Origin of the sequence: Enterococcus sp. DIV1083b (genome assembly GCF_051713705.1) — a bacterium.
GTDB classification, from domain to species: Bacteria; Bacillota; Bacilli; order Lactobacillales; family Enterococcaceae; genus Enterococcus_D; species Enterococcus_D casseliflavus.
In genome coordinates this window covers 106,382-131,932 of sequence record NZ_JBIOQJ010000001.1, presented here as the reverse complement: position 1 = coordinate 131,932, position 25,551 = coordinate 106,382, and the positions used below count along the sequence as shown (strand labels likewise).

Below are 25,551 nucleotides of genomic sequence, written 5' to 3'. Positions count from 1 at the left end.
TTACAAATAAACGATTTCTTGTTTGACTTGCCGAACCATGGTCTTGAAATCCTGAAGATCCACGATCATCGTTCGACCAGCGCTGCCGCCAACATGTTTGGCTACGATCGGAATGTTTAGGCGAGCCAAGACTTCCTCGACGGCTTCAATATTGCGCTGGCCAATATTGCTGGCAGCGTTAAGCGTCTGGAACTGAAACATATTGGCGCCGCCAACGATTTTCGCTTGAAAGCGAGGCCGACGGATCTTTTGTTCCAGCTCAGCCACCATCGCCGGCAATGCCAAATCCGCAAACTTCTCGGGCTTGATTTCCCGCTTGTGCAAAAAAGGCTGACTATCTGGCAGCATAATATGACTCAAGCCGCCGATATGACTGGCTTCATCGTAAATGATCGTGCCGATGCAAGAACCTAAACCCACCGTGATCAAACGCGTTGGCGCTTGGGCGATCTTATACTCCGAGATCCCCACATGCAGTTCCTCATTCACGGTCATCATTGTCATCGTCATTGGCGGCTGCCAATTCCTCTGTCTGATAGGCGTCTAACTCAGCCGTCATCTCAGCGGCTTGTTCATAGCTGAAGAGAAATGGCAGTTCCAATGCCAGCACAAGTTCATCGTCTTTTTCCAAAAAGGCTTCGATATAGTTTTGCTTGAGTCCTGACGTATTTAATTCCGCATTGCTGGGACTTTCAACTAGCGGTAAAATGCCGACGATCTCTTCCACGTAAAGGCCGATCGCTTGCTCTTGCCAGTGACACAACAAGACCACATTTTGCCCAGTTTCCGGCGTAAATTCATCAAACAGCTTTTTGCGGATGTCAATGATCGGCACCATTGCCTCTTCAAAAGGCTGGATTCCCAGCACGAAATCTGCCACTTCTGGCAGCTGTGTAAAAGGAGCAGCCTCAATGACCCGTACCACATAGTCGATACGCAAGGCAAAGAGTTGTTGATGACTTTTAAATACAACGTATTGTTCCATTGGCGTCACTGCTCCTTTTTAGAATTTGAAACTATCCACTTGGAATTTAAGGATAGTGGCGATCGTTTCGATCTCTTGCACATTCCGCTCAAAGTCTTCGATGACTAAGTAGAAGTCCTCTAAGTTTGCCGTTACTTCTTGGGTGCCGGCAGAGGTTTCCGAAACAGCTGCCGAAATGTTGCTGACGGAAACTTGAACCATGTCTTTTTTCTCAACGATCCCGGTAATATGGGCTTCCACGGCTTGAATACTTGAAACCAATTTTTCGACAATATCAGAGATCTCATTGGCTGACTCGATCGCTTTGTTGATATTGTTGGTTTGTTTTTCGCCGCTTTCAAAGGAATCCGTCACTGCAGAGACCACTTTTTCCGATTTTTTGCGGATCGTTTCAATGATCGAACGAATGCTTTTCGTTGATTGACTGCTTTGTTCCGCCAAGCTGCGGACTTCCTCCGCAACGATGGCAAACCCTCGGCCCGCTTCTCCAGCTCGAGCTGCTTCGATGGATGCATTCAGTGCCAGTAAGTTGGTCTGATCAGAAATATCATTGATCAGCTGAACGATCTTACCGATGCTTTGGACATCTTCGTTCATGTCGTTCATGCTTTCCACTAATTCCGCTTGGTTTTGCCGTTCGATCTCCCAGCTTTCAAATACATGGAACATCATTTCTGAATTGTGGACATTGCTGCTTTGGGATTGACCCACATAGCCGTTCATCAATTCGATCTCTTTGTGGATCTCTTCGATACTTAAGGCTAGCTCGTCCATATCAAAGGAGGTTTGTTCCGCTTCGGAGGCTTGTGAACTAGTGGCATCTGCGATGGCATTCATCGTCTGACGCACATTTTCAATTGAATTTTTGGCATTTTTTGAGGTTGTCGTTAGGCCGCCTACCATTTTTTCCATCCGGCTGCTTTCTTCGTGCATGCCAACGATCACCGCTTTGAAGGTGTTTAAAACCCCTTGAAAACGATTTTGAACTTGCCCAAAAAGGGAAGTTTGGTCGCTGCTGCCGATCTCATCGATATGCGACAGATCACCAGAACCGACTGCTTCTAGTTCTGTCAACAACGTATCCATGCCCGAGTGGGTCTCTTTTTTTACCAAATAGGTCATTCCTACTAACACTGCGATTTCTAGCAGCAATACGATCACTGAAAAAATAAAGAAACTTTTTGCTGCTTGTCCGTCTCCGTGGGTGCGGATCACGAAGAAATAGCATCCTAATAATACGATCAGGGTAAACCCTAGCGGAATCAACGCCGCCAAGCGGATTTTTTTGATGATAGCTTGTACCTTCTTCTTCATAACAGTATCCTTTCCTATACAAAATGATCAGTCGTGCTGTTTATCAAGATTCGCTCTTCACTTGATAATCGTTAGGTCACTCCTTCTTTATCCGATTATGAAAACAATCTTCTAGTTCTTTAATCGGATCTTTTGCTAGAAAAGTTAAGCATCTTCACCAGACATATGTATCTTTTGGATCAGCAAAGCGCGTATAGCCGCCTTGGTATTCATCACGAACCAAGCGACCGTTTTGCAGCTCGACCACCCGATTACGGACCGTATTGACCATCGTACTGTCGTGGGTCGCCAAGAGGATCGTGGCACCGACTTGATTGATCCGCAAGAGCAGTTTCATGACTTCAACGGCTGATTTGGCATCCAGATTGGCGGTGGGCTCATCGGCGATCAAGACTGCTGGCTCTGTGACGATCGCCCGCGCGATCGCTACTTTTTTGCGCTGTCCCACGGAAAGCTCCTCAGGATAGTGATCCTTTTGAGGAAACATACCCACCAGTTGCAGTGCTTTGGCGGTTTTTTCCTGACGCAGCTTACGGGGAGTGCCTAGTACTTGCAGCGCATAATCGACGTTTTTGGCAACCGTCAGATAAGGAAGCAAAAGGTCTTCTTGTCCGACGATACCGACTTGTCGTCGAACCATATAGAGATGACGGTCTTTGAGTTGTTCCAACAAGACATTGCCGACTTGGATAGAACCAGCCGAAAGCTCTTCTTCTTTCAAGAGCAATTTGAATAAGGTCGATTTGCCCGCACCGCTGGGACCCACCACATAGATAAATTCTCCTTGAGGGATCGCAACAGAAATATCGGCCAATGCCAACGTGCCATTGCTGAATTTTTTACTGACCTTGGTTAAGCGAATCATGTTCTTTCTCCTCTAATCTGTAAAACGATTGATCACGGACCACATCTCATCAGCTGTCTGCATGGCTTTCGTATTCAATCCATACGCACGCTGGGTCGTTAACAAGTCTGTCATGGAAGTCGCTAGATCCACCGTCGACTGTTCTAACTGTCCTTGCAAGACGCTGCCAAAGGCTGCCGGATTGGTTTGCGAAGTAAGCAACGCTTGATCACCGGCACTGTACAGTTGGTTGCCCACTGGCGTGATGTTTTCTGTATTCGTCGGCTGATAAAGGGTCAGCTGTCCCAACACGCGAGTCTGACCATTTTCTTCTGTCGTCAACTGACCGCTGGCATCTATTGCGATTTGCTGCGCATCCGGCCACTGCGCGGTTGGTACGTTTGTGGTCATTGCCACAGGGTACCCTTCACTATTGACTAATTGCTTGTTCTCACTTAAATGAAAATTGCCTGCTCGACTCAGCAGCAATTGACCGGTTTGGTCCCGAACCCCGAAAAAGCCATTGCCCTGGATCGCGAGATCTAATGGCTGAGCAGTTCCCGCCAGATTGCCTTGGGCAAAACTGGTGGTCGTGGTTGCTTTTGCCCCCATTGACGCACCATATTGGGCGGCGTTGCCATTAAACAGCGTTTCTTCTGCACCGATGGCATTTTCCATCAATGCTTGAAAGTGGGTCGTTTGTGCTTGGTAGCCATTGGTATTGACGTTGGCGATATTGTTGGCTGTCGTGTCTAAGTTTGTCTGCAAATGATTCAACCCAGAACGGCTGATTCCTAATAATCCACTGATATTCATTGACTCATCCTCAAATCTTTCCTAATTCGTTGACCGCTTTTTGCAATGTCTGATTCGTTGAACTCAAGGCTTTCTGATTGGCTTCAAATTCGCGAGAAGTCTGGATCATCGCCACCATTTCATCGGCAACCGCTACATTGGCTTGTTCTAAGGCACCTTGCTGGATCACGGGTGCATTCACCGTGGTTCCTGCTGCGTTGCTAGTCACATAGTTTTGACCAGCTGTAGTCAATGCTTCTGGGGGGAATGTTTGGATCTGAAAGTTCGCTGGTCCCAAGGCGCTGACTGCTTGTCCATTGGCACCCAAGACAAGATAGCCTTCTTGTGTCACGTATTGATTCTGCTGATTGACGGTAAAGTCGCCATTTCTCGTATACAACCGCTGCCCCGCATTGTTTTGAACGACAAAGTAGCCTTCGGAAAGCAGTGCAAAATCGCTGGCTTGTCCGGTCTGTTTGACAGCACCTTGGTCTTGACTGATGGTACTGCCTGCCAATTGGGTCCCTAAAGACAATCCACCGATATCACGGCGGGTATCCGCATTGGGCCCGCTTTGGTAATTATGCAATGCCACTTCATCTAGCGCCGACTGGAACAAAGTTTTTGCTTGATACCCTGTTGTATTGACATTGGCAATATTGCCGCTCGTCGTCTCTTGTCGCTTTTGTAATAATGAAATGTTCCGTGATAAGACATCCAATCCTCGAATCATGCCAGTTCCTCCTCAATCAATGTGCGCAATTTGGCAATCGTTTTGCCGTGAATTTGTGAAACTCGCGGAATCGAGACTTCTAAGATTTCAGCGATTTCTTTTAACGTCAGTTCTTCGGTATAGTACAAACTTAAAATCAATTGTTCTCGTTCCCCTAATTTTTTGATGCACGCCACCAAGGCGGTGCGTTTTTCTTCAGCGACCAAGGTCTCTTCGACATTTTCGGCTGGATCCCGAACCATATCTTTTAAGGTCATGCCTTCTTCTTGGTAAGCAAACAAGGTATCTTCCAAAGAGACGCTGGCTAAGTAGTGCAGACTCTCATAAATATCCGCTAGTTGACTTTGGTTGATTCCCAGCTGTTTGCAGATCTCGGTGTCGGTCGCTTCTCTTTTGAGGCTTTGCTCCAACTCTTGCCGCGCTTGATAAAACTGATTGACTGCCGCCATTTTGTATCGGGAGATTTTGGCGTGCTTGCGTACTTCATCAATAATTGCCCCTTTGATGCGAATCGCTGCATAGCTTTCAAAAGGAACTTTTTTTGAGGGATCGAATTTCCGCAAGGCATCCATCAGCCCAATCACCCCAATATTGTAGAGATCGCCTGATTCATAATCGGCGGTTTTGATAGACAGGCGCTGAACCACCCGTTCCACTAGCGGCAGATACCTGATGATCTCCGCTTCTCGATCGACTTCATACATCGGCGATGCCCCTTCCTAAGAAAATTCTGCTTAAATGTCAATACTGCCCACCGTTTCGATCGCAATTTCATTGGGAATCTCATTCAGAGAAAGAACGGCGATATCTGGGAAATTAAAAACGATCATTTTTTTGAATGCTAACCGGATCTTAGGCGATGCCAAAATGACGAAATTGATATTTTGAGCGATCGCCGCATGTTGGATCCCACTGATGGCATCCAACAGCTTGGTCACGGTATCTGGTTTTAAGACCGGGTACGAGCCAGTTGCGGTTTTTTGGATACTTTGAGCGATGATTTCTTCTAGTTTCGGCTGGATCACCGCCACTTGCAGCTCGTGGTTCTCATTGGCATACTTGGCAGCGATCGTCCGTTTCAATGCTTGGCGGACATATTCTGTCAAAACTTCTACGTCTTTCGTGACAACGCCGTAATCGGCTAAGGTTTCTAAGATCGTTGCTAAGTCATTGATGGGAATTTGTTCATCCAATAAATTTTGTAAAACTTTTTGGACCTCGCCGAGCCGCAAAATATCGGGGATCAATTCATCGATCACGACATTGTACTGCTCTTTGATGCCTTCCAATAATTTCTTGACTTCTTGGCGACCTAACAGCTCTGGTGCATGGGCATAGATGATTTCTTTTAAGTGTGTTGCGATCACGGTCAACGGCTCGATAATCGTAAACCCTTGCAGATCCGCCATCTCTTTATCGGATTCATCGATCCACATAGCATCCAGATGAAAGGCTGGTTCTTTTGTTGCGATTCCTTGAAAAGGAAACGGCTCTTCATTCGGACTGATCACCATGACTTTATTCGGGTAAATATCGCCGCGGCCGACTTCGTTGCCGCGGATCTTGATCACGTAATCATTGGCATCCAAGTAGAGGTTGTCGCGAATACGAACGGGACTGACTAAGATCCCTAATTCTCTAGCACTCTGTTTACGGATCGCCACGATGCGGTTCATCAAGCTGTTGTCGATCGAACTATCCACGATAGGGATCAGACCATAACCGATTTCCACTGAGATTGGTTCCACTTGGAAGGAAGCCACGGAATCGTCTTCTTCCTGTGCTTCTTTTTTGCGTTCCAGTGCCAGTTTTTGTTCCCATTGTTTTTGTTCCACTCGCTGCTTTTCTTCTTTTTGCGTCACCAGAAAGCTGGCTGCGAAAAGGCCTAAGCCAATCAACACAAAAGGCACAAAAGGAAACCCGGGAACTAAGGCTAAAACGAAGAGAATCGCCCCCACGATCCGAAACAGTTGGGGATTACGCATCACATCTGCTGCAATATCCAAACCAAAGGAACTATCGTTATCGGAACGAGTCACGATCACCCCAGAAGCAATCGAAATCAGTAAAGAGGGAATCGAGCTGACCAAGCCATCCCCGATCGCCAGTTTCCCGAATTGGGCGAAGGCTTCCATGACAGTCATTTGTCCGCCCATGGAGAAAATGATCGCCCCACCAACTAAATTGATGACAGTGATCAAGATCCCTGCGATCGCATCTCCTTTGACAAACTTGCTGGCACCATCCATCGAACCAAAGAAATCAGCTTCTCGCTGCAGATCTTTTCGTCGTTTGCGGGCATCCGCTTCCGTGATCAAACCGGCATTTAGGTCTGAATCGATCGCCATTTGCTTGCCGGGCATCGCATCCAATGTGAAGCGAGCAGTTACCTCGGAGACACGCCCTGCACCATTGGTCACGACGACTAGCTGAACCACCATGATGATCACGAACAAAATGATCCCCACGATGTAATTGCTGCCGGCAACGACATTGGCGAAGGCATCGATCACGTGTCCGCCATTTCCTTGGGTCAAGATCAACCGAGTGGAAGATAGGTTCAAACCTAACCGAAACATCGTTGTGATCAGCAGCAAGGTTGGAAACGTAGTGAATTCCAACACTGATTTGGTAAACAGGGTGATCAGTAAAATGTTGATCGCGATCGTCAAATTGATAATGATCAGAATATCTAATAGTGCACTCGGTAATGGAATAATAATCAAACCAATAATAGCTAGGACGATCACCGAGATTAAGATATCCGCCAGACCAATGCCTTTTTTCGGTTTTGAGGCAGCCTCATTCATTTTTGTTCCTCCTGTTTCCTTAAATCTTGCCGCGTTGGCTTTCTTCTAACTGATAGACCAAAGCGATGATTTCGGCAATGGCTTCATACATCTCAACAGGGATCAGATCCCCGGGTTCTACTTGACGATAAAGGGCCCGTGCCACTTCACGGTTTTCGATCTGTGGGATATTTTCTTTCAGGGCTTCTGCTTTCATCCGCTGCGCCAGCTGATCTACCCCTTTGGCCAAGACCCGAGGCACCCCTTCACTGCTGGCATCGTAACGAATCGCAATGGCGAAGTGGGTCGGATTGGTGATCAAAACCGTCGCTTCTTTGACGTTGGCGATGGCATTTTGGGTCATCGCACGGTACTTCGCTTTGCGCTGTGCTTTGACTTGCGGATCACCTTCCATTTGCTTGAACTCTTCTTTGACTTCCTGCTTGCTCATCATCAAGTTCTTACGATGGCTATAGCGCTGGTAGCCGTAGTCGACTACGGCTAAAATGATCAAGAAAATCGAAATCTGTAAAAACAATTCTTTGGCCCGCAGCAGCATGAACAGGATCGTTTTTTCCAACCCCACTTCACTCAAACCCAGTAAAACAGGGACGGCGGCTAAAAATTGTTGATAGCACAAGTAGACGATCACGCCGAATTTCGCCAATGTTTTGCCTAAATTCATCAACGAGCGCAAACTGAATTGCTGCTTGATCCCGCTGATGGGGTTCAGCTTTTTAAAGTCTGGTTTGACGGCCTTGCCAGAAAACAACAGACCAACTTGGGCATAATTCGTGATAAGCCCGACTCCAAGCGCGACCAGAAAGACGGGCGCACACAACAAAATCAGCAGCAAGATACTCTGCAACCCCAGTTTCGGCAGATCCGCCAAACTGGTTTGATAATCAGCCAGCTGCGCCAAACTTCGGGAAAAATAAGGCAAAAAAGAAGCGGCGAAAAACTGCCATAAAGACAGGATCAAAAACGAGAAGACCAATAGCGAAACAGCTGCTGCTAATTCCTGGGTCTTAGGGACCTCCCCGCGTTTGCGGGCATCCCGCAGCCGCTTGGCACTAGGTAGTTCGGTTTTGCCATCTTTTTCTGCCATCTTCTCACCTCCTGCTGGCTACCTGTTACTTTATTGAAAGGACTCGATAAACTCCTGCAAATAGCGGACCGTATCTGGCAAGTGTTTGCCTAAGTACGAAAGGACATTGGGTAGTAGCAAGAGAAACACCACAAAACTGATGGCGGTTTTCATCGAAAGACTCATCATCAAAATATTGATTTGGGGAATCGACCGAGAAATCACACCTAGCACGAGGTCCACCAACAGCAGCGCAATGATCATTGGTGCCGCAAGATTGACTGCCATCACCATCATTTGGCTGAAAAGTTTGACGATGCCTTCAACCGTCGTGCCTTGGATCACCACAGAGCCTAAGGGCACGATCCGAAAAGACAACAGCAGTGCTGTGATTAGTCGATGATGCAGATCAAGTCCAAAAAACACAGCGATCGTCAGCCAATAGTACGTTTTGCCATACTGGGAAGAGGCGATTTGCAACGTCGGATCATAGGCTTGCGCCATCGAAAAGCCTACTTGAAAGTCGATCAGTTGCCCCGCAATTTCCACACCAGTAAAGACCAGCTGACTCAAATAGCCCATCGCCATCCCAAACAGTACTTCCTTGATGACGAAAACCGTCAGCATAAAGAGGGAAAGCTCGGGAATCGCAGGTGCCGTCGGCAGACATAGGACCGTCAACGCCATGCCGATCACGATTTTTGCCAGTGACGGAAAATTTTGCTGTGAGAAGATCGGACAAAGGACGACAAACGCCAATATTCGACAAAAAATCAACACCGTCGCTTGAATCGGCGCCATCAGGTTTCCTCCTTACATTGCCGCAATCATCTTGAAAATCATTTTGGTAAAATTCAACAAGAGATTCAGCATAAAATTCCCCGCCAAGATCAAGGTCAAAAAAATCGCTAATAGTTTCGGCACAAAGCTCAACGTTTGTTCTTGGATTTGGGTAGTGGCTTGAAAAATACTGATCACCAATCCAACGAGCATGCCAACCAATAAGGCAGGGCCAGATATCGCTAAGATTCGAAGAAAGGCTTCCCTTAGCACATCAAGTACCATTTCTACTGTCATTTCCTCTTGGCTCCTTTCTTAGCGGCTATTGAAAGCTCTTGATCAGCGACTCCACGATCAGATACCAGCCATCCACTAAAACAAATAGTAAGATCTTGAAGGGCAGTGAGATCATGATCGGCGACAGCATCATCATCCCCATCGACATCAAGATACTGGAGACGACCAGATCAATGATCAAAAAGGGGATAAAAATCAAAAAGCCGATACTGAAAGCCGTTCGTAACTCACTGATAATAAACGCCGGTACCATAACGGTCAGAGGAACATCGTCAGAAGAATGATACTTTTGGGTCTCCCCATCAGCTTCCGCAAACAAGGCAATGTCTTTTTCCCGTGTCTGTACCATCATAAAGGCCTTGATCCGTTTTTCTGAGCGGTCAAAGGCTTCGGCTTGGCTGATCTCTTGTCGATCAAACGGTTCAATCGCTTGCTGGTAGACGTCGGTATACACAGGTTTCATAATAAAAAATGTCAAGAATAAGGCCAACCCGATCAACACTTGATTGGGCGGGTTTTGCTGTGTGCCTAACGAACTGCGCACAAAGGACAAAACCATGATGATACGAGTAAAAGAAGTCATCATGATCAGCAAGACTGGTAAAAGGGAAAGCAGCGTCAGCAACAAGAAGGTATTGATCGTATCACTTGAGCCATTCCCATTCGACAATAAATTGTTAATGGTGGAACTGACGTCTTCCGTGTCTAGCGCAAATGCCGTCTGCGGAAGCATCAGACTGCTGAAAAGGACCGCAGCCATGATCTTGATATCTCTGCCTTTGATCTTCATTTTTGCTTGCCTCGTTTTCCAGCAATTTCCGCCTTGGCTTTGTTGAGCCATTCAGAAAAGTCTTTGCCAGCTTGCACTTGGGTGCTTTCTAGGCTTTGCTGTAAAAAAGCGGCCGTTTCTTCTGGCGTCAACTCTTTGATGATCTGATTTTGCTGTTCGGAAAAGCTCATGACATAACATTTGTCCATGATTTGGACGATCCCGATCGAAGACGACTTGCTGACGGCGATTTTTTGCAAAATACGCAGCTGGTGATTGTGCTGGTTCGTGTAACGATTCAAATATTTCAAACTGATGTTGATCAAATAAAGAATAAGCAGCAAAAACCCAATCATTTTGACCAGCGATAAAAATGTTTCCATCAACATGCCTCTTTCTATTGGATCACTAAATCCGTCACATAAACATCCTTGGCGATTTCTGATCCGTATTCCTGATTAATTGTTTCTTTCAATGCTTTTTTTAAATTCGGTACACTTTCGGCGGAGCTCAAAATACCGCTGGCCTTTTGTTGGCGCAATAAGTTTACGACGCTGTCACGAATGACGGCCACATTTTTCGTGGCTTCCGCGCTTTTTTCCTCATCCGCTACTAAAATCGATAAATTGACCTTCATGTATTGCTGCTCTTGGTTGTCTTCTTTGGCCAGATTGACTAAAAATTCATCCAACGCCACGATCGCTTCGTCTGAGGAGATTTTGCTGCTGTCTTTTGCTGTTTCAGCAGCTGCTGTTTTTTCCCCCGTCAAAAAGTGATTCGTCACTAAGGTCCCACCGATACTGCCGCCGACTACCACGATCAAGAGGATCGGCAGTAAAACAACCATACTCAAGCCTTTTTTCTCTTTTTCTGCTTTTGGTACTTTTTCTTCTTTTGCCATCTTTCCCACCCTTACGTTTTCACTTGGTTCGAATGGATCACCGTATGATACTCGATCACCCGCTGCGCAACTTCTTGCGCAGCTTCCGTCACCACTAAGGTTTTGCCGTCTGTCAGTGTGATCAATGTATCCGGCATTTCTTCGATCCGATAAATCAATGTTGGATTTAAATAGAATGGCTTGCCATTCAATGCTGTCACTAGAATCATGGTCAAACTCCTCTCAATGATGAAGCGTCACGTTCTTAACGTTTTAGATTCAATAATTCTTGCAGCATTTCATCAGAAGTCGTAATACTTCTTGAATTTGCTTGATAGGCACGGCTCGCAATGATCATTTCGGTAAATTCTGTCGAAAGATCGACATTCGACATTTCCAAGGCACCTGCTTGCAGCGTTCCTGCGCCATTGTTGCCAGGTCCTGCAACGATCGCATTTCCTGAGTTGCTGGTTTGGATATAGTTGTTGCCGCCGACTTTTTCTAAGCCTTCTGGGTTATTGAAGGTTGCGACACCGACTTTTCCCATCACAAAGGTTTGATTGCCGTATTTTGCCAACACTAAGCCATTGGCATCGATCGCCATGGAGTTATAGGTCAAGGTTTCCCCATTGACGGTCAGTGTGCTTGGGATCGACAAGGGAGATACCGCACCTTGTCCGCTCAATGCCGTGTTTTCATCAAAGTTGTCATCATAGACAACTGGTTGACCGCCCTTGACTGAACGACCTAAGACTTGCATCCCATCACTATTGGTCAAGGTTCCGTTGCTGTCGCGCACGAATGCGCCATCTCGTGTGTAATAGGTTTCGCCATTTGCTCCTGGTCCTTGTACCATAAAGTAGCCCTGTCCGCTGATATAAAAATCCATGCTGCGACCTGTCGATTGCGGGGCACCGACTGTATTGATAGTATCGATGGAGCCCGTCTGAACCCCTAAACCGATCTGCGTTGCGTTGATTCCGCCTAAGCCGTTGCCTGGTGCAGTTGCGTTAGACATCGTTTGGCTCATCATGTCTTGGAAAAGTACTCGACTTGATTTGAATCCAACCGTATTGACGTTGGCGATATTATTGGAAACCACGTCCATTTTCGTTTGAAGATTTTTCATTCCACTGACACCTGAATATAATGATCGTAACATGCTTGTTTTCCTCCTTATGGTTGGCGTATTTTCCTCTGTCATTCAGAAAATACTTGCAGCCCCTTTTCAGTCCAGCTGCTATTTGATAAATGTGGCGCTGTCAATATTGGTGACGGTGTGAAGCTCATTCATCCCCATCGCCGTAATGATGGTTCGTGAATGGACATCGGCGATCAAGCCCATATCTTTGTAAACAAGCAGTGATTCTTTGCTGCCTTTTTCCGCGAGCTCACTAAGCGCCGTTGAAAGGGATTGATAATCATCGTCTTGTAAGGTCAATTCTCTTGCGGTCAAACGCTTTTGCGCATGATGCGAGACTTTGATGTCGCTTTGTTTTTGTTCAAGCATTGCAGAAAAGGCTTGTTTGTCCACGCCTTTGCGGGGATGTTGATAAGGCTCCCCGGCAACTTTTTGCAGCCCCTGTTGAATCGTCAAACTCATTTTGCTTCGCCGCCAATCTCTTGGATCGCACTCATACTGTATTCTTTGCCATTTACGACGATCGTGGCGTAGCCATTGGCAAAGCGGACCTTTTCGATGGTTCCTGACAATGTTTCTGTGCCGTCCATCAGAGTGACTTGTTTATTGATCAAGCTAAAAGCTTGCTGCTGTTGCTGTAAAATCACCGAGGTCGTCAACGTTTCGCTCAATTCATTCAAGCTCTCTAAGGTCGTAAATTGAACCAGTTGCGAGATATAGTCGGTGCTACCACCACCAGAAGAATCGCTGCCTCCCATCGATGGGTTGCTCATAGATGCGGCTAAGATCTTCAAAAAATCATCCATGGAGATATCTGAAGATTTTTTTGTTTGCGTTAATGCCGATGTATTGGCAATACCGGCCGCAGCTGCTGTAATTTCATCTGCCATAGGTCTCCTCCTTTACACTAAAATACTGATCGCATGATCGATCGGTGCTAATTGCGGCTCTTCTTCAGCCGTATTGCTTTGATGAAATGGCTTTTTGCTTTGTCCTTTTTGAGCCTGTAAAAAACGCTGTTGGTTTAACTGACTGTCACTTGCCATCATACTGCCGGCAAAGGATTGATTTGACAGCGAACTAGCCTGCTGGACAGAAGTTAACGTAGGTTCTTTGATCGCTAGGATCGGCTGCTCTTGCTTTTGCAAAACTTGCTCTAGCTCATGCTTGATGGACAGCAATAATTCTTTGGCTTGCGGCTGCTGAACGGTCAGTTCTAAGCGGCTGCCTTGGGCATTCGTTTCTAGGGAAAGCTGGATCGTGCCTAATTTTTCGGGAACGAATTGCAGCGTGATTTTTTTCTCGCTTGCCGTGCTGCTCGTTTGGACGAGTTGGGCAGTCGCTTTTGCTAAGGGCAGGACCGCTTGCTCCATACTCGCTTTTGTTGGCGTTGGTCCTTGCTTGGTCAAAAGGGGAGAAACATCAAGCAGCTGCAGTGCTGGTGCCGCCATTTCATTGTCAGTTACTGCTGAAGAAGCAATGGCTTGTGCAGAAACAGCTTCCGCTTTTTTGACGACTGTTTCATTCGTGCGTTGCAAGGTGCTAGTCGTCTCCGTCGCTTGGTGGGTCACTGGCGGCACTTGATCCAATGGTCCCGTTTGGCCCAATTGCGCGGTCCCTTCGGTGGACTGTTTCAGCTGTGCTGCTGTCGTCTGCGCAATCGCGGCTTTTGTTACTGAATCGACTTCCTTGATTTCCTTGAAAGGAGCGATTCCTTTTGCCGTGGTCTGCTCCTCGCCTACTAAGTCTTCTGGCAAAGGTGTTTCAAGCGTTGTTGCTGCGGCTTCACTTCTGTCATTTGTCATCAAAGCTAGACCTTCAAGCGCAGGCTCGGAGGGGTTGATGACTGTGGTGGCTACGTCTATTGGTGCTAGCAAAGCTGCTGAAACACTGTCGGGAGAAGCTGCTGTGGCGCTCGTTTGGTTCTGCTCCGTCGTTGCCATTGATGCCTGTAGCGCTTCTTGAACCAAGCCTGCAAAAGGTGCCTGGCTGATCTGGCTTATTCCTGACGCTTGTGTCGTTGCAGGTTGTTCGACTGCTGGAGTGATTTCTGGCTCCTGCGGCAGATGTTCCATACTGCTGGCAACCCCCATTTCTGGTGCGGCGGCGGTTTGCTCCGACATACCTGATGGTTCGAAGTGGGCTGGCAGATTGCTTGCGCTCTGTTCCGTCAGCTGTTGCATCAGCAAACTGAAGACTTCTGGTGACGCCTCCGTCTTTTTTGATTTGCTACCGACAGGTACAGCGGTTGCGGCACTTGTTGTGATCTCTTTCATTGTTCACCTCCTCTCAGCTGATGCTTTGAAACCAAGGTCGTCTCATCACTAAAACCATTAGTTCTTTAAGAAAATAAGGCGCGATTGCCGAACTCATCCAATTGTTTTTGCTCTTCCAATTGCTGTTCATAGGTGTATTCAGCAAATTGTTTTTCTCGCAGCTTTTCCACGATCTTGCGTTCCTGCTGCGCTTCTACCACCACCGATAAAGACTCTGCCAACTCTTGCTTCACGTGAAACATTTTGTTCTGAACCTCATCGATGGTGGCATTCAACGCAAGCAAATAGCGTTGTTGCACTTGCATCCGCCCAATGGTCATCTCATTGACATCAAAAAGCTGGGCTTTTTCCTGTGTCAGCGTATTCAGGTGCTGTTCTTGCTGAATCAACAATTGTTGTTTTTGGGCGTACGCTCGTTTGGCTTCTTGCTCAATGGTTTTTCGGTGATCCAATACTTTTTCTAAGGAAAAGTGAAATGCTTGCATAGCTGCTCCTTTATGATCTGTTTTACATGGTCGAACGCTGGCGCTCGATCAGCGCTTCTTCACTGAACAAATGCGCCAGTTCAAAAATCGTTTGTTCAAATGGGATCCGCTCATCCACTTTTTGCTGTAAAAACCGCAGGATGGGGTGATGCAGCGCGATCGCTTGGTCGGTCAACGCATTGCTGCCGCTTTTGTAGGCACCGATATCGATCAAATCCTTGGCCTCTGCATAAACGGCCATGTTTTCTTTTAGTTCCCCCGCATGTTTATGCTGTTCCTCAGAAACAAGGGTCTTCATCAAGCGGCTGAGGCTGTTTTGAATATCGATGGCAGGATAATGATTTTGAGCGGCGATTTTTCGGGACAACAGAATATGTCCATCAAGAATTCCCCGCACCGCATCAGCGATCGGTTCATTCATGTCATCCCCTTCTACCAAGACAGTATAAAAGGCCGTGATCGAGCCTTTGTCCGACATCCCACTGCGTTCTAACAACTTCGGTAAAGCTGTAAACACAGAAGGGGTATAACCTTTGGTCGTCGGTGGCTCGCCTGTCGATAGACCGATCTCCCGCTGCGCCATCGCAAAACGGGTCACCGAATCCATCATCAATACGACTTTCTTCCCTTGATCGCGGTAATACTCAGCGATCGCTGTTGCCACATGAGCCCCTTTTAATCGTACGAGAGGCGGCATATCGGAGGTAGCACAGACAACGACCGACTTGCGGTAACCTTCTGGACCTAGATCATTTTCAATAAATTCTTTGACTTCTCGTCCCCGCTCGCCGATCAAGCCGATCACGATGACATCGGCTTCGCAATAACGAGCCAACATCCCCAATAAAGTACTCTTACCGACCCCGCTGCCGGCAAAAATGCCGATCCGTTGGCCAAGGCCTACGGTCAAAAGACCATCGATCGCCCGGACACCTGTCGGCATGATCTCAGCGATTTTTTGACGGCGAAAGGGGTCAGGAGAATCTTGACTAACTGGATATTCTGGCGCACTTTCCAGCTCCAGCGCCATATCTAACGGTCGCCCTAGTCCATCTAAGGTGTGCCCTAGCAGCGTATCATCGATTTTTACCGTCAACGATTTGCCAGTTGGCCGCACCAAACAGCCCGGTCCGATGCCTTCTAGCTGATCAAGGGGCATCAGGAGCACGGTTTTTTTTACAAAGCCTACGACTTCAGCTAAGGCTGTATGTGTCTTGTTTTGCAATGCGACTTCACAGATTTCCCCTATGAAAACCGCCAGCCCTTCGACTTTGATCAGCAGACCTACGACTTCGCTGACTTTGCCGTAGGTGGTAAAAAACGGCTGTGCTTGCGCCGTTTTGCGCAGCGCTGTGATCGGTAATTCAAACGTCATTCCTTCACACTGCTTTCTAGAAATTGGCTCAAAAAGCGAGCGATTTCTTTCCTCAGTTCAAAAACCACCAAGGCATTTTCAGATTCGATACAAAAATCGTGTTCCGCCAAGCTGTCATCTGCCATGAGTAAATAGCGAAACCCGCTGATCGTCTGCTTTTTGGTTTCCAACAATTCTCGCAATCCTGTAAGATGCTGCTCTTGGCTGCGAACAGTCACAAATTGATCGGGTTGTTCAAATTGCCATAGCACAGACTCCACAAAAGGCAGGAAGCCTGCTTGCTCGTCTGTAAAACGTTGATTGATCAAGGCTTCAGCGATTGCCGTGCCATAAGCGATCATCTCTTGCTTTTTCTCTGAGCGAAAGGCGTTGATCTCAGAAACGGCTTCAGCGACATTGGCTTGGGCTTGTGCCATCAATGCTTGCGCGGCTTCTTTGCTGGCATTGAGTCCTTCTTGATAGCCTTGTTGAAAGCCGTCTGCTTGTCCTGCTTGAAAGCCTTCCGTTCTCGCTTCTGCTAGAATTTGCGCCGCTTGTTCTTGTGCATCGGTCAAAATCTGCTGCTTCAAGGCTTCCATTTGCTGCAGATGCCGTTCCTGCTCCAACTGGCGTGCACGTCTAGCCGCTTGCAGTTCTGGGTCTAAGCTTGGTTTCTCAATCGGCGCTTTGATGGTCGTATCCGTCAAAATACTGCGCGCAGCTTCGGTCGTTTTGACCGCCTGCTGCTTCAATAAACTGCTATTTGACCACTGCATCTTGGTCGCCCCTTCCGATGTAGATCTCACCGGTTTCATCTAGCCGTCGAATCACAGCCACCACACTTTGTTGGGCTTCTTCTACAGCAGACAAGCGGGTAGGACCCATAAATTGAATTTCTTCTTGCAGATTTTCCACCGCCCGTGATGAGAGGTTGGAGAAAATAAAGTTCTTGATGTCATCGGTCGTGCCTTTAAGCGCTAAGACTAACACATCGTTTTGAACATCTCGTAAGACTTTTTGAACATCCAAGCGATCGAGGGTCACGATATCCTCGAAAGTAAACAAGCTGGATTTCACTTCGTTGGAGAGTTCTGGTTGCCGCTTTTCTAAGTCGTTCAAAATGTTTTTTTCAGTGCTGCGGCTAACTGAGTTCAAGATTTCTACCAGTGTGTGCACACCACCGACATTTTCCGTATCGTTCTCAATGTAATTCGAGAATTTGTTCTCGATTACTTTTTCGATCCGTTCGATCACCAAAGGCGACGTACTGGAGATCGTCCCGATCCGTTCAGCGATCTCCACTTGCAAATGATCGGGAAACTGCGACAAGACGCTGGCCGCTTTGTCCGGCTGCATGTAGCACAAAATCAACGCTACCGTTTGTGGATGTTCGCCGATCAACAGATTGGTCAACTGTTGAACATCGGCTTTGCGAGCGATATTAAAGGGCCGTTCCCGCAGCTGGATCTGAGTCAATACGTCAATGACTTCTTTGGCTTTTTGAGGGCCTAATGCTTGGTTCAGCAAATTTTTGGCATAATCGATCCCGCCGTCTAAGACATATTTGCGGGCCGTGGCGGTATGAGAAAATTCCTCCAATACTTGATCCCGCTCTTCGGGACTGACAAAGTCGATATTGGCGATCTCATAGCTCACCTTTTGTATAAATGATTCTGGCAGCAGCTTCATGATCTTTGCAGAGGTATCTGATCCTAGAGAGATCAGAAGAATCGCTGCTTTTTTTACCCCGTCTATTGTATCCATGGCTGCCCCCTTATTTTTCTTTCATCCAAGCTTTGATCAATTCCGCCGCTACTTCAGGATTGCTTTCGGCATAATTTCTAGCCGTTTGATCCAATGTTGGTTCTCCTGAATGTTCTGCTGTGGCTTCTTGTGTGGATGCTTCTGGCACCGCTGGTTTCGTTTCAGCAGACCGATTGCCGACACCGCCAAAAACGACTTCTTGTGCAACTGACGGACTTGTACCAGTGCTAACTGCTGACGGTTGTGCAAAAGTGACCATTTCCTCCGTCACATCGACTTCCAGCTCGTCTTCTTTACGACGACGTCGGATCACGCCAACGATCATTAAAATCACTAAGAACAAGGTCAACACGATGCCGCCGATGATGGCATACTTGAGATAACCTTTGGCAGCTGCAATCGGTTCATTCCCTTGCGGATCAACGGCTGGATCAACCTCTGCTTGGGCAAAGTCAAATCCTTGGATCGCGATTTGATCACCACGGTCATTGTCATAGCCAACGGCACTAGCAATCAACTGCTGCAGTTCTGCTTGATCCGCTTGCGAAAGGTTCGCATTGATCACGATCGAGCTGGTCATTCGTTCGATCATGCCAGGGGCCGTAATGGTCGTGGTGGTCTCGGTATCCAATTCGTTTTCAACTGAACGGCTGTAGGAATTGTTTCCCTCTCCATCCGTGCCCGTCACATTGGAGACATTGTCATCCACCGTGCCTGTTTGGGCTTCTTGGACGGTCCCTTGCGAACCAGCAGCCTGCACTGTCTCACTCTTGATCTCAGGGTCATCATAGGTGACTTTCTTCCGCTCGATCGAGTCAAAATTCAAGTCTAAATTGATCGACACTTGGAATTTGTCTGCACCATAGATTGGTGTCAGCAGCTTCGCTACTTTTTCTTCTAGCGTTTTTTCATAGGAATCTTTGATGGCAATGTATTTATTGTTTAAGCCACTTAATTGACTGGCTTCATCTTCGGTTCTCGTCAAGGTATTGCCCGCGCTATCAACGACTTTTACATTTTCTGGCTTCAGCTTTTCCACTGCGCCGGAAGTCAAGGTAACGATCCCTTGCACGGACTCGTCTGAGATCTGCTGATTTTTCAAGGTCAACACGATGGAGGCGGTTGGCGCACTTTCCTCAGAAGAAAAGACACTTTCTTCTGGCATCACGAGTAAAACTTTGGCGGATTTGACCGCATCGATCGACTCGATTGCTCGTTGCAGTTCGCCCGTTACTGCCCGCTGATACATGATCTTGCGGTCTTCGTCCGTTGTCATCATGTTGGCATCATCAAATAATTCAAAGCCTGTACTGGTATTTGGTAACTTATTGTCCACGGCAAGATTGATGCGGTATTCATCGACTTGGTCCTTATCGATCAAAATCGTCGTCCCATTGTCGGCTAATTTGTAGGCAATCTGCTGTTCCTCTAAATCCTTGCTGATCGTTCCCGCATCGGCATCGCTTAGATCCGTAAACAAGATACCGTATTCAATTCGCGTATTTAAATAATAAACAGCTGCTGTGATTCCGAGAACGCTGATAACGGAAAGAACAACGATCATTTTCTTTAAAGAGCTTTGCATTTGCCAACGGTCTTTGAGTTGTTCTGTCCATTCTTTCACTTTATCCATCATTTATCCTTATTCCCTCACCCACTGCTAAAACTGCATATTTTTCACGTCATTGTAAGCTTCTAAACACTTGTTTCGTACTTGAACGGCTGTTTGTAACGCCAGTTGCGCCTCCGTCATGCGAATCATCACATTCCCTAGATCGCTTTCATCGCCGGTGATCAAATTTACAGTATCTTGATCCATGACCGCCGTTTTTTGATTCAACTGATCGACCGCATTGGTCAAGTAAGAAGAAAACTGATTTTTCTCGGCGCCTGCAGCACTGGTCTCGTTTGAAGCAGCCCCCGTGCCTAGTGTCCGCAAAACGTTTTGGTAGTCCGTTAATCCTGTCGGTAAAAGTCCATCCATTTTCTCGTTACCCCTTTGATATTTCTAATGCTTTTTTCAAGATCGTTTTATTCATTTCTGAAGCAGAAACATTGGCTTCGTACGTTCGAACCGCTTGCAACATTGCCACCATTTCATCGGCAATATCCACATTTGATTGACCGACATATCCCTCATCGTTGGCAGCGGGATTCGTAGGATCATAGGTCAGTTTTTCCGTTTCATCGGCAGCGATCCCCGTCACTTTGACACCATATGTAGCCGGTGTTCCTTCGCGACTATTTTTTAAATTTTCTGAAAAAAGAATACTCTTTTTTTGATAAGCAGCGGTTGTTTGTGTTTGATTCGTATTTACATTTGCGATATTGCTGGAGATCGTATCTAGTTTTAACCGTTCCAATGCTAGACCGCTCGCGTTGATCGTTAGTCCATTAAACATACCCATTTGTTTTTCCTGCGCTTTCTATCAATTACTCAATACAAGGTTCATCATTTGCAAGCGACCGTTGACTTGTGCGGTCAATGCACTGTAATATAACCCATTGGCTGCTTGATCCAACATCTCCACTTCAAGATCCACGTTATTGCCGTTGTCTTTGATGCTGGTAGTTGCATTTTCAGTGATTTTCGGTTTTACTTGAGAAACTGACGCTTCGGTTGCAGCGTCCGTCCCTGATGAAGTGAGTGCCTGCTTTAATTCGCTTTCAAACACGATGCGTTTTGCCTTGTACCCATCCGTGTTGACATTAGCGATATTAGACGAGATCAATTCTGCGCGTTGGGCAGAAACGTTCATGGCTGTTTTTAATAAATCATAGGTATCCAACAATAATTGCTCCTTCCACCTTCTGTACCAAACGTTTTTTTCAGCGATGGAACAGAAACAAATATATTTATTTATTTTTTTGTTATAGATTAAAAAAACAAGAAGACGTGATGTCATTATAGTAGAATTATTTTTATTTTACAATTTGATTTTTGCAACTTTACGGATATGACATTTAAGTTACAAGCATGTTATGTTATTTGTTAAACACTGTTTCATCGCAATTTCGTCCCCAGTTATAAAAAGCAAACGATCGATATAAAGCGTTTTACAAGCATATCTATGCCTTTTGATCAAAATCAGTTTTTTGATAAAAAAACAAGCATTATTCGAAAAATTGATTAAAACATTTTCATTTGTGCTGAATGACATGACAAACCCTGAGAAACGCTTCACGAAAAAAAACGGTACCATCTATAAATATTCACAAAAATTGCAAGCTGTACCATTTCAAAAATTTGCCGCAACTTGTCCAAAAAACAACAAAAAAAGAAGAAGTTGAAAATTTATTTTAGTTATTTTTAGGATTATTTTTTTTTGCTATTAAGAATGATTTTAATTCACCGATAAAATAAATGAGGGTTTAAAACCTGGAAATAGAATTTAGGAGGACGCAACAAATGGATTTTTTCTTGCTGATCGGTATTATTTTAGGATTGATATCTGTGGTGGTTGGGATGATTGTAAAAGGTGCCAATGTGGCCGTTTTGATCAATCCGGCAGCCGCGATCATCATTTTCGTCGGTGTGATCGCAGCCGTTATCAATTCATTTCCCAGCAGTGATATCAAAAAAATCCCGAAGATCTTCGGCGTTCTGCTGAAAAATAAAGAATACGACTTAAAAACAACCATCAATACCATCGTTGAATTAGCCAACCAAGCCCGGCGCGACGGGTTGTTATCTCTTGAAGGTGCCATCCAAAACTTAGAAGATCCTTTTTTAAAAAAGGGCTTAGAAATGGTGGTCGATGGCATCGCTGCCGAACAGATCCAAGAAATCATGGAGAATGAGATCTATGGGATCGAAGAACGGCATCGCATCGGCTCGGCTATTTTTAAAACCGCCGGCACGAGTTCCCCGACCTTAGGGGTGTTAGGAGCCGTGATCGGGCTGATTGGGGCGCTAGGTAATTTAGAGGATGTAGAAGCACTGGGGCACATGATCTCGGCCGCCTTTGTGGCGACCCTTTATGGTATTTTCTTCGGCTATGTCCTGTTCATTCCCTTTAGCTCACGACTGAATTTGAAATCGGAGCAAGAGGTCCAAATGATGTCGATCATCGTGGAAGGGGTCTTAGCGATCCAAGCCGGGCAATCGCCGAAAAGCATTGAGAAAAAATTATACAGCTTGATCGATCCGAAAAAACGGCAAGAACAATTATAAAGGGTGAAGCGACATGAAGCGAAAAAAGAAACATGAAGAACATGTAGACGAAGCGTGGCTTTTGCCTTACTCGGATATGTTGACCTTGCTGCTGGCTTTGTTCATCGTCATGTTTGCCATGGCAAAAGTCGATGATGAGAAGTTCCAAGAAATCAAAAGCGAATTTGGCACCATCCTTTCCAGCCACCACAGCAATTCATCTGTGATTGGGTCAGTGATCGATATGGGCGAGACCACGCCGCGAAAAAAAGCCGCCACTTCTGCCGAAGCACAAGCGCAAGAAGCAGCGGTTCGGACCCAACTGGAAAATCAGCAACTAGAAAAAATCAGCGACCAGCTGTCACAAGAGCTGGCAGCTTCTGGCTTAAAAGAGCAGACAGAAGTCCGCTTGGAATCCGATGGCTTGCATATCACGCTTGCTAGCAGTATCTTATTTGCCTCTGGCAGCGCCGAGATCACGGACACCACTCGTCAGTCACTGGATCTGCTATCGGACTCACTGAAAAAACTAAAAGCCAACAAAATCGTGATCGCCGGACATACCGATAACGTACCCGAAAAAGGCAATGGCCGCTACCAATCTAACTGGGATCTTAGTTCCGCTCGTGCGATTACCGTTATGGAATACTTCATCAGCAAAGGCGCTGTTTTAGAAAAAAATGCTGCCATCCAAGCCTTTGCCGATACCGAACCGAAAGCCGATAACAACACCCCCCAAGGCCGCTCGGAAAACCGGCGCGTGGAGATGATCATTCAGCGGACTGAAACGACACAATAGCCCGTAATAAGGTTTTATAAATATCATTATGAAAAGCCAAGATGAGCAACATTCGTCTTGGCTTTTTTGTAGTCTCCTATTCACTAAACAAAAATCACTCATCAGCCATTCTTGCGATTAGCTGATAAGTGATTTTTTTGCTTGATTTATTTTTCCACTTCAAACCGATTGGTCAATCGCTTCAACTCTTCTGCAATGTCTCTGAGGTCTGCCACATGGTTGGTAAATTCATCCATGGTTGCCAAGACTTCTTCTGCATTTGCGGAAACTTCTTGTGTACCAGCGGCATTTTCTTCCGTTGATGCGGAAATGTTTTCTAAGTTTTCCAGCACACTGTTTTGAATATTTTCGATACGAGCACTGGCTGCTTCAATATGATGGATGCCTTCGATCATATAGCTACTGCGTTGGAAAACTTCTTTTGAAGACGAGATCGCTTCTTTGATCAAGTTGGTTTGGCGAACGCCGCCTTTGACAGACGCCGACGTTTGTTTGACCATTTGACTAGACTGCTCACGAATTTCTTCAATGATCGCTTCGATCTCTTTGGTAGAAGCCTTGCTTTGTTCCGCCAATTTACGGATCTCAGCAGCCACAACGGCAAAGCCTTTGCCCGACTCACCTGCACTTGCGGCTTCGATCGATGCATTCAAGGCTAGCAAGTTGGTTTGGTAAGAAATATCGTTGATGACCCCAATGATCGAGTTGATGTTTTGGATACTATCATTCATTCCCGTCATGTTCGACATCAAACGCTCCATCTGTGCCAACTCTTGTCGCCAGCTGTCATCGACTTGATCCATGATCGTTAAGTTTTCTTGATTGATCTTCGTAGATTCTTGCGACTTGCTGCTCATGCCGCCAACATTTTCTCGTAATTCTTTCACGACCTGCGACAGATTTTGCATTTGGGACACGCTGTATTCTGTTTCTTGGGCTTGAGCACCGGTCACTTCAGCAATCCCCGTAATGGTTTGAGAGACTTCTTCTGTCGCAATATTGGTTTGTTTTGACAATTCTAATAAAGAATCCGACATTCCTGCGACACTGTTGCTTTCTTTTTGGACTTTTTGGATCAATGCACCCGTGCCTTCGATCATCACATTGTAATTGTCCGCCATTTGCTGGATCTCATTGCCTGCTTTGTCTGGATAAACAACTCGGCGTGCCAGTTGCTCCCATGTCCATTTTTCGCCTTTGGCTCTTTTGGTTTTGCTCATCTTCTCTAGTTTGCCTTCACCGACTTTTCTAAAGTAACGATTGAAGCAATCGATGATCGCTGCAACTACTTTGATCGCGGCATAAGAAACCAGTCCTACAAAGAGCAGCATCAAGATCGTAACGATAATGGTGGTACGGACCAACGCTCCTAACTCTTTGTCTAGATCACTAGCTTTGACTTCGGAGTACGCCCAAACATTGGAATCAGCAGACTTGTCATACAACACATCGTTGACTTTATTCGAGTCGCCTAAACCAACCATGCCTGTCGGGTTTTTAGCTTCTTTGATTTTTTGGAATACTTCTTCTTCTTTGATATTCTTACCGATTTGTTTGGTGTTTTTTGAGGTCACGATGACCCCAGATTCTGAAACTAAGGTGACATTCCCAGTCCGCCCTACGGTAAAGGAAGACAAGATGTTTTGAATGCTTTCATAGGAAACATCGACGCTTAAAACCCCCACTTGATTATGGGAATTTTTGACCCTGATCGAAGCCGACGTCACAAATTGATTCGACACTGTATCTAAATAAGGTGCTGTCCAATAGACTTCTCCTTCGGCTTTTACGGCCCCTTTGTACCATGGCCGAATCGTGGGCTTATAATCATCTGGTAAGGGATTGAAGGTCACATACTCATCATCTTCTGTTCCAAAAGTCACCGCTAAGAAGCTGTTGCTTCCAGCAATCGCTAAAGAAAGATCTGAACGGATGCGTCCCATACTGAATTCTGTTTTCATCGCTGGCAGTTCAGCCATTGATTTCAATTTGCTTTCCGTCGATCGGCGCAAACTCTTTTCTTCCGCCAAGATCAAATTGACGGCACTTTCTTTGTTCAAATCATTTCGTTCAATCAATAAGTTCTTGGTGGTTAAATAGGAACTTGTCAGCATGACAATGATCGGGATCCCCGCAACCAGCATCAAGGTGATCATCACATAAATTCCTATCGTCTTTTTTCTTTTTTTCACAACTGTGCCACTCCTTCATTTCCAATTTCACACGATCCAATGAAGACTCGTCCGTAGACGACCCTTAGTAAGGATAATCGGTTATTTCTTTGAATGATTAAGAGGGTTCATTGG

30 protein-coding genes are annotated in these 25,551 nt (G+C 46.1%); 2 read left to right on the top strand and 28 right to left on the bottom strand.

All coding sequences use genetic code 11. The features are described 5' to 3' along the window. From IGI69_RS00615 to flgB, 27 genes are all read right to left on the bottom strand, one after another. On the bottom strand, nt 1-510 hold the full coding sequence (locus IGI69_RS00615) for a chemotaxis protein CheD (protein ID WP_005226629.1): 510 nt from the start codon (nt 508-510) through the stop codon (nt 1-3). Then, the gene (locus tag IGI69_RS00610; protein ID WP_429967582.1) at nt 482-985 is read right to left on the bottom strand and encodes a chemotaxis protein CheW; all 504 of its coding nucleotides are present in this window, start codon (nt 983-985) and stop codon (nt 482-484) included. Before IGI69_RS00610 ends, IGI69_RS00615 begins: the two co-directional genes overlap by 29 nt. Nucleotides 986-1,003: 18 nt before the next feature. Further along, nucleotides 1,004-2,299 carry a methyl-accepting chemotaxis protein gene (locus IGI69_RS00605; RefSeq protein ID WP_005226627.1) on the bottom strand — a complete coding sequence of 432 codons (1,296 nt, stop codon included), beginning with the start codon at nt 2,297-2,299 and terminating at the stop codon, nt 1,004-1,006. 154 nt (nt 2,300-2,453) lie between these two features. Further along, nucleotides 2,454-3,164 (bottom strand): cell division ATP-binding protein FtsE, encoded by a 711-nt coding sequence (locus tag IGI69_RS00600; RefSeq protein ID WP_005226626.1) that lies wholly within the window; start codon nt 3,162-3,164, stop codon nt 2,454-2,456. 12 nt (nt 3,165-3,176) lie between these two features. Then, nucleotides 3,177-3,959, bottom strand: coding sequence for a flagellar hook-basal body protein (locus tag IGI69_RS00595; protein WP_142426403.1), 783 nt, complete (start codon nt 3,957-3,959; stop codon nt 3,177-3,179). 10 nt (nt 3,960-3,969) lie between these two features. Continuing rightward, entirely contained in the window at nt 3,970-4,671 is a 702-nt protein-coding gene (locus IGI69_RS00590; RefSeq protein WP_061053556.1) for a flagellar hook-basal body protein, read from the bottom strand. After that, nucleotides 4,668-5,375 (bottom strand): sigma-70 family RNA polymerase sigma factor, encoded by a 708-nt coding sequence (locus tag IGI69_RS00585; RefSeq protein WP_438739334.1) that lies wholly within the window; start codon nt 5,373-5,375, stop codon nt 4,668-4,670. The genes IGI69_RS00590 and IGI69_RS00585 overlap by 4 nt, the downstream gene beginning before the upstream one ends. A 30-nt stretch (nt 5,376-5,405) precedes the next feature. Continuing rightward, complete coding sequence (gene flhA, locus IGI69_RS00580) at nt 5,406-7,481, bottom strand: flagellar biosynthesis protein FlhA (RefSeq protein ID WP_428210747.1); 2,076 nt, start codon at nt 7,479-7,481, stop codon at nt 5,406-5,408. 19 nt (nt 7,482-7,500) lie between these two features. Further along, the gene (locus IGI69_RS00575; protein ID WP_428210746.1) at nt 7,501-8,568 is read right to left on the bottom strand and encodes an EscU/YscU/HrcU family type III secretion system export apparatus switch protein; all 1,068 of its coding nucleotides are present in this window, start codon (nt 8,566-8,568) and stop codon (nt 7,501-7,503) included. Between the two features lie 30 nt (nt 8,569-8,598). Beyond that, a complete protein-coding gene (gene fliR, locus IGI69_RS00570) occupies nt 8,599-9,348 on the bottom strand; it encodes a flagellar biosynthetic protein FliR (RefSeq protein ID WP_005232781.1) in 750 nt (249 codons plus the stop codon). A 12-nt stretch (nt 9,349-9,360) separates the two neighbouring features. Beyond that, nucleotides 9,361-9,624 carry a flagellar biosynthesis protein FliQ gene (fliQ, locus tag IGI69_RS00565; protein WP_005226613.1) on the bottom strand — a complete coding sequence of 88 codons (264 nt, stop codon included), beginning with the start codon at nt 9,622-9,624 and terminating at the stop codon, nt 9,361-9,363. Between the two features lie 25 nt (nt 9,625-9,649). Then, entirely contained in the window at nt 9,650-10,414 is a 765-nt protein-coding gene (gene fliP / locus IGI69_RS00560; RefSeq protein ID WP_428210745.1) for a flagellar type III secretion system pore protein FliP, read from the bottom strand. Next, a complete protein-coding gene (locus tag IGI69_RS00555) occupies nt 10,411-10,776 on the bottom strand; it encodes a flagellar biosynthetic protein FliO (protein WP_005231716.1) in 366 nt (121 codons plus the stop codon). The genes fliP and IGI69_RS00555 overlap by 4 nt, the downstream gene beginning before the upstream one ends. Nucleotides 10,777-10,790: 14 nt before the next feature. Beyond that, a complete protein-coding gene (locus IGI69_RS00550; RefSeq protein WP_005232785.1) occupies nt 10,791-11,294 on the bottom strand; it encodes a flagellar basal body-associated FliL family protein in 504 nt (167 codons plus the stop codon). Between the two features lie 11 nt (nt 11,295-11,305). After that, nucleotides 11,306-11,503, bottom strand: a complete 198-nt coding sequence (locus tag IGI69_RS00545; RefSeq protein WP_005226609.1) for a flagellar FlbD family protein — start codon at nt 11,501-11,503, stop codon at nt 11,306-11,308. Nucleotides 11,504-11,538: 35 nt separating this feature from the next. Further along, on the bottom strand, nt 11,539-12,435 hold the full coding sequence (locus tag IGI69_RS00540) for a flagellar hook-basal body complex protein (RefSeq protein ID WP_428210744.1): 897 nt from the start codon (nt 12,433-12,435) through the stop codon (nt 11,539-11,541). A gap of 78 nt (nt 12,436-12,513) precedes the next feature. Continuing rightward, nucleotides 12,514-12,876, bottom strand: coding sequence for a flagellar protein (locus tag IGI69_RS00535; protein ID WP_015508733.1), 363 nt, complete (start codon nt 12,874-12,876; stop codon nt 12,514-12,516). Continuing rightward, entirely contained in the window at nt 12,873-13,304 is a 432-nt protein-coding gene (locus IGI69_RS00530; protein WP_003129052.1) for a flagellar hook capping FlgD N-terminal domain-containing protein, read from the bottom strand. The genes IGI69_RS00535 and IGI69_RS00530 overlap by 4 nt, the downstream gene beginning before the upstream one ends. Nucleotides 13,305-13,316: 12 nt before the next feature. Beyond that, a complete protein-coding gene (locus IGI69_RS00525; protein WP_438739330.1) occupies nt 13,317-14,690 on the bottom strand; it encodes a flagellar hook-length control protein FliK in 1,374 nt (457 codons plus the stop codon). Nucleotides 14,691-14,755: 65 nt separating this feature from the next. Further along, a complete protein-coding gene (gene fliJ, locus IGI69_RS00520) occupies nt 14,756-15,175 on the bottom strand; it encodes a flagellar export protein FliJ (protein ID WP_005226592.1) in 420 nt (139 codons plus the stop codon). Nucleotides 15,176-15,197: 22 nt separating this feature from the next. Further along, complete coding sequence (gene fliI, locus IGI69_RS00515; RefSeq protein WP_005226590.1) at nt 15,198-16,550, bottom strand: flagellar protein export ATPase FliI; 1,353 nt, start codon at nt 16,548-16,550, stop codon at nt 15,198-15,200. Beyond that, complete coding sequence (locus IGI69_RS00510) at nt 16,547-17,305, bottom strand: hypothetical protein (protein WP_438739328.1); 759 nt, start codon at nt 17,303-17,305, stop codon at nt 16,547-16,549. Before IGI69_RS00510 ends, fliI begins: the two co-directional genes overlap by 4 nt. Further along, nucleotides 17,289-18,293, bottom strand: coding sequence for a flagellar motor switch protein FliG (gene fliG, locus IGI69_RS00505; RefSeq protein ID WP_005226586.1), 1,005 nt, complete (start codon nt 18,291-18,293; stop codon nt 17,289-17,291). Before fliG ends, IGI69_RS00510 begins: the two co-directional genes overlap by 17 nt. Nucleotides 18,294-18,303: 10 nt before the next feature. Next, nucleotides 18,304-19,926 carry a flagellar basal-body MS-ring/collar protein FliF gene (gene fliF / locus IGI69_RS00500; protein ID WP_438739326.1) on the bottom strand — a complete coding sequence of 541 codons (1,623 nt, stop codon included), beginning with the start codon at nt 19,924-19,926 and terminating at the stop codon, nt 18,304-18,306. 27 nt (nt 19,927-19,953) lie between these two features. After that, a complete protein-coding gene (gene fliE, locus IGI69_RS00495; protein ID WP_438739324.1) occupies nt 19,954-20,277 on the bottom strand; it encodes a flagellar hook-basal body complex protein FliE in 324 nt (107 codons plus the stop codon). A gap of 7 nt (nt 20,278-20,284) precedes the next feature. Next, the gene (flgC, locus tag IGI69_RS00490; RefSeq protein ID WP_003129038.1) at nt 20,285-20,701 is read right to left on the bottom strand and encodes a flagellar basal body rod protein FlgC; all 417 of its coding nucleotides are present in this window, start codon (nt 20,699-20,701) and stop codon (nt 20,285-20,287) included. Nucleotides 20,702-20,722: 21 nt separating this feature from the next. After that, a complete protein-coding gene (gene flgB, locus IGI69_RS00485) occupies nt 20,723-21,082 on the bottom strand; it encodes a flagellar basal body rod protein FlgB (RefSeq protein ID WP_074535599.1) in 360 nt (119 codons plus the stop codon). A 620-nt stretch (nt 21,083-21,702) separates the two neighbouring features. Between flgB and motA the strand changes: the two genes are divergently transcribed. Further along, nucleotides 21,703-22,467: a flagellar motor stator protein MotA gene (motA, locus tag IGI69_RS00480; RefSeq protein WP_221692625.1), complete on the top strand. Its 765-nt coding sequence runs from the start codon at nt 21,703-21,705 to the stop codon at nt 22,465-22,467. Nucleotides 22,468-22,480: 13 nt separating this feature from the next. Next, a complete protein-coding gene (locus IGI69_RS00475) occupies nt 22,481-23,245 on the top strand; it encodes an OmpA/MotB family protein (RefSeq protein WP_194193638.1) in 765 nt (254 codons plus the stop codon). Between the two features lie 146 nt (nt 23,246-23,391). Here IGI69_RS00475 and IGI69_RS00470 read toward each other — a convergent pair whose 3' ends face one another. Then, entirely contained in the window at nt 23,392-25,437 is a 2,046-nt protein-coding gene (locus IGI69_RS00470) for a methyl-accepting chemotaxis protein (protein WP_115231519.1), read from the bottom strand. Nucleotides 25,438-25,551 lie beyond the last annotated feature (114 nt).

What these genes read in the sequence shown, in the direction of transcription:
- IGI69_RS00615 (WP_005226629.1), bottom strand. Translation starts at nt 510, where the DNA reads ATGACGATGACAATGATGACCGTGAATGAGGAACTGCATGTGGGGATC.
- IGI69_RS00610 (WP_429967582.1), bottom strand. Translation starts at nt 985, where the DNA reads ATGGAACAATACGTTGTATTTAAAAGTCATCAACAACTCTTTGCCTTG.
- IGI69_RS00605 (WP_005226627.1), bottom strand. Translation starts at nt 2,299, where the DNA reads ATGAAGAAGAAGGTACAAGCTATCATCAAAAAAATCCGCTTGGCGGCG.
- IGI69_RS00600 (WP_005226626.1), bottom strand. Translation starts at nt 3,164, where the DNA reads ATGATTCGCTTAACCAAGGTCAGTAAAAAATTCAGCAATGGCACGTTG.
- IGI69_RS00595 (WP_142426403.1), bottom strand. Translation starts at nt 3,959, where the DNA reads ATGAATATCAGTGGATTATTAGGAATCAGCCGTTCTGGGTTGAATCAT.
- IGI69_RS00590 (WP_061053556.1), bottom strand. Translation starts at nt 4,671, where the DNA reads ATGATTCGAGGATTGGATGTCTTATCACGGAACATTTCATTATTACAA.
- IGI69_RS00585 (WP_438739334.1), bottom strand. Translation starts at nt 5,375, where the DNA reads ATGTATGAAGTCGATCGAGAAGCGGAGATCATCAGGTATCTGCCGCTA.
- flhA (WP_428210747.1), bottom strand. Translation starts at nt 7,481, where the DNA reads ATGAATGAGGCTGCCTCAAAACCGAAAAAAGGCATTGGTCTGGCGGAT.
- IGI69_RS00575 (WP_428210746.1), bottom strand. Translation starts at nt 8,568, where the DNA reads ATGGCAGAAAAAGATGGCAAAACCGAACTACCTAGTGCCAAGCGGCTG.
- fliR (WP_005232781.1), bottom strand. Translation starts at nt 9,348, where the DNA reads ATGGCGCCGATTCAAGCGACGGTGTTGATTTTTTGTCGAATATTGGCG.
- fliQ (WP_005226613.1), bottom strand. Translation starts at nt 9,624, where the DNA reads ATGACAGTAGAAATGGTACTTGATGTGCTAAGGGAAGCCTTTCTTCGA.
- fliP (WP_428210745.1), bottom strand. Translation starts at nt 10,414, where the DNA reads ATGAAGATCAAAGGCAGAGATATCAAGATCATGGCTGCGGTCCTTTTC.
- IGI69_RS00555 (WP_005231716.1), bottom strand. Translation starts at nt 10,776, where the DNA reads ATGGAAACATTTTTATCGCTGGTCAAAATGATTGGGTTTTTGCTGCTT.
- IGI69_RS00550 (WP_005232785.1), bottom strand. Translation starts at nt 11,294, where the DNA reads ATGGCAAAAGAAGAAAAAGTACCAAAAGCAGAAAAAGAGAAAAAAGGC.
- IGI69_RS00545 (WP_005226609.1), bottom strand. Translation starts at nt 11,503, where the DNA reads ATGATTCTAGTGACAGCATTGAATGGCAAGCCATTCTATTTAAATCCA.
- IGI69_RS00540 (WP_428210744.1), bottom strand. Translation starts at nt 12,435, where the DNA reads ATGTTACGATCATTATATTCAGGTGTCAGTGGAATGAAAAATCTTCAA.
- IGI69_RS00535 (WP_015508733.1), bottom strand. Translation starts at nt 12,876, where the DNA reads ATGAGTTTGACGATTCAACAGGGGCTGCAAAAAGTTGCCGGGGAGCCT.
- IGI69_RS00530 (WP_003129052.1), bottom strand. Translation starts at nt 13,304, where the DNA reads ATGGCAGATGAAATTACAGCAGCTGCGGCCGGTATTGCCAATACATCG.
- IGI69_RS00525 (WP_438739330.1), bottom strand. Translation starts at nt 14,690, where the DNA reads ATGAAAGAGATCACAACAAGTGCCGCAACCGCTGTACCTGTCGGTAGC.
- fliJ (WP_005226592.1), bottom strand. Translation starts at nt 15,175, where the DNA reads ATGCAAGCATTTCACTTTTCCTTAGAAAAAGTATTGGATCACCGAAAA.
- fliI (WP_005226590.1), bottom strand. Translation starts at nt 16,550, where the DNA reads ATGACGTTTGAATTACCGATCACAGCGCTGCGCAAAACGGCGCAAGCA.
- IGI69_RS00510 (WP_438739328.1), bottom strand. Translation starts at nt 17,305, where the DNA reads ATGCAGTGGTCAAATAGCAGTTTATTGAAGCAGCAGGCGGTCAAAACG.
- fliG (WP_005226586.1), bottom strand. Translation starts at nt 18,293, where the DNA reads ATGGATACAATAGACGGGGTAAAAAAAGCAGCGATTCTTCTGATCTCT.
- fliF (WP_438739326.1), bottom strand. Translation starts at nt 19,926, where the DNA reads ATGGATAAAGTGAAAGAATGGACAGAACAACTCAAAGACCGTTGGCAA.
- fliE (WP_438739324.1), bottom strand. Translation starts at nt 20,277, where the DNA reads ATGGATGGACTTTTACCGACAGGATTAACGGACTACCAAAACGTTTTG.
- flgC (WP_003129038.1), bottom strand. Translation starts at nt 20,701, where the DNA reads ATGGGTATGTTTAATGGACTAACGATCAACGCGAGCGGTCTAGCATTG.
- motA (WP_221692625.1), top strand. Translation starts at nt 21,703, where the DNA reads ATGGATTTTTTCTTGCTGATCGGTATTATTTTAGGATTGATATCTGTG.
- IGI69_RS00475 (WP_194193638.1), top strand. Translation starts at nt 22,481, where the DNA reads ATGAAGCGAAAAAAGAAACATGAAGAACATGTAGACGAAGCGTGGCTT.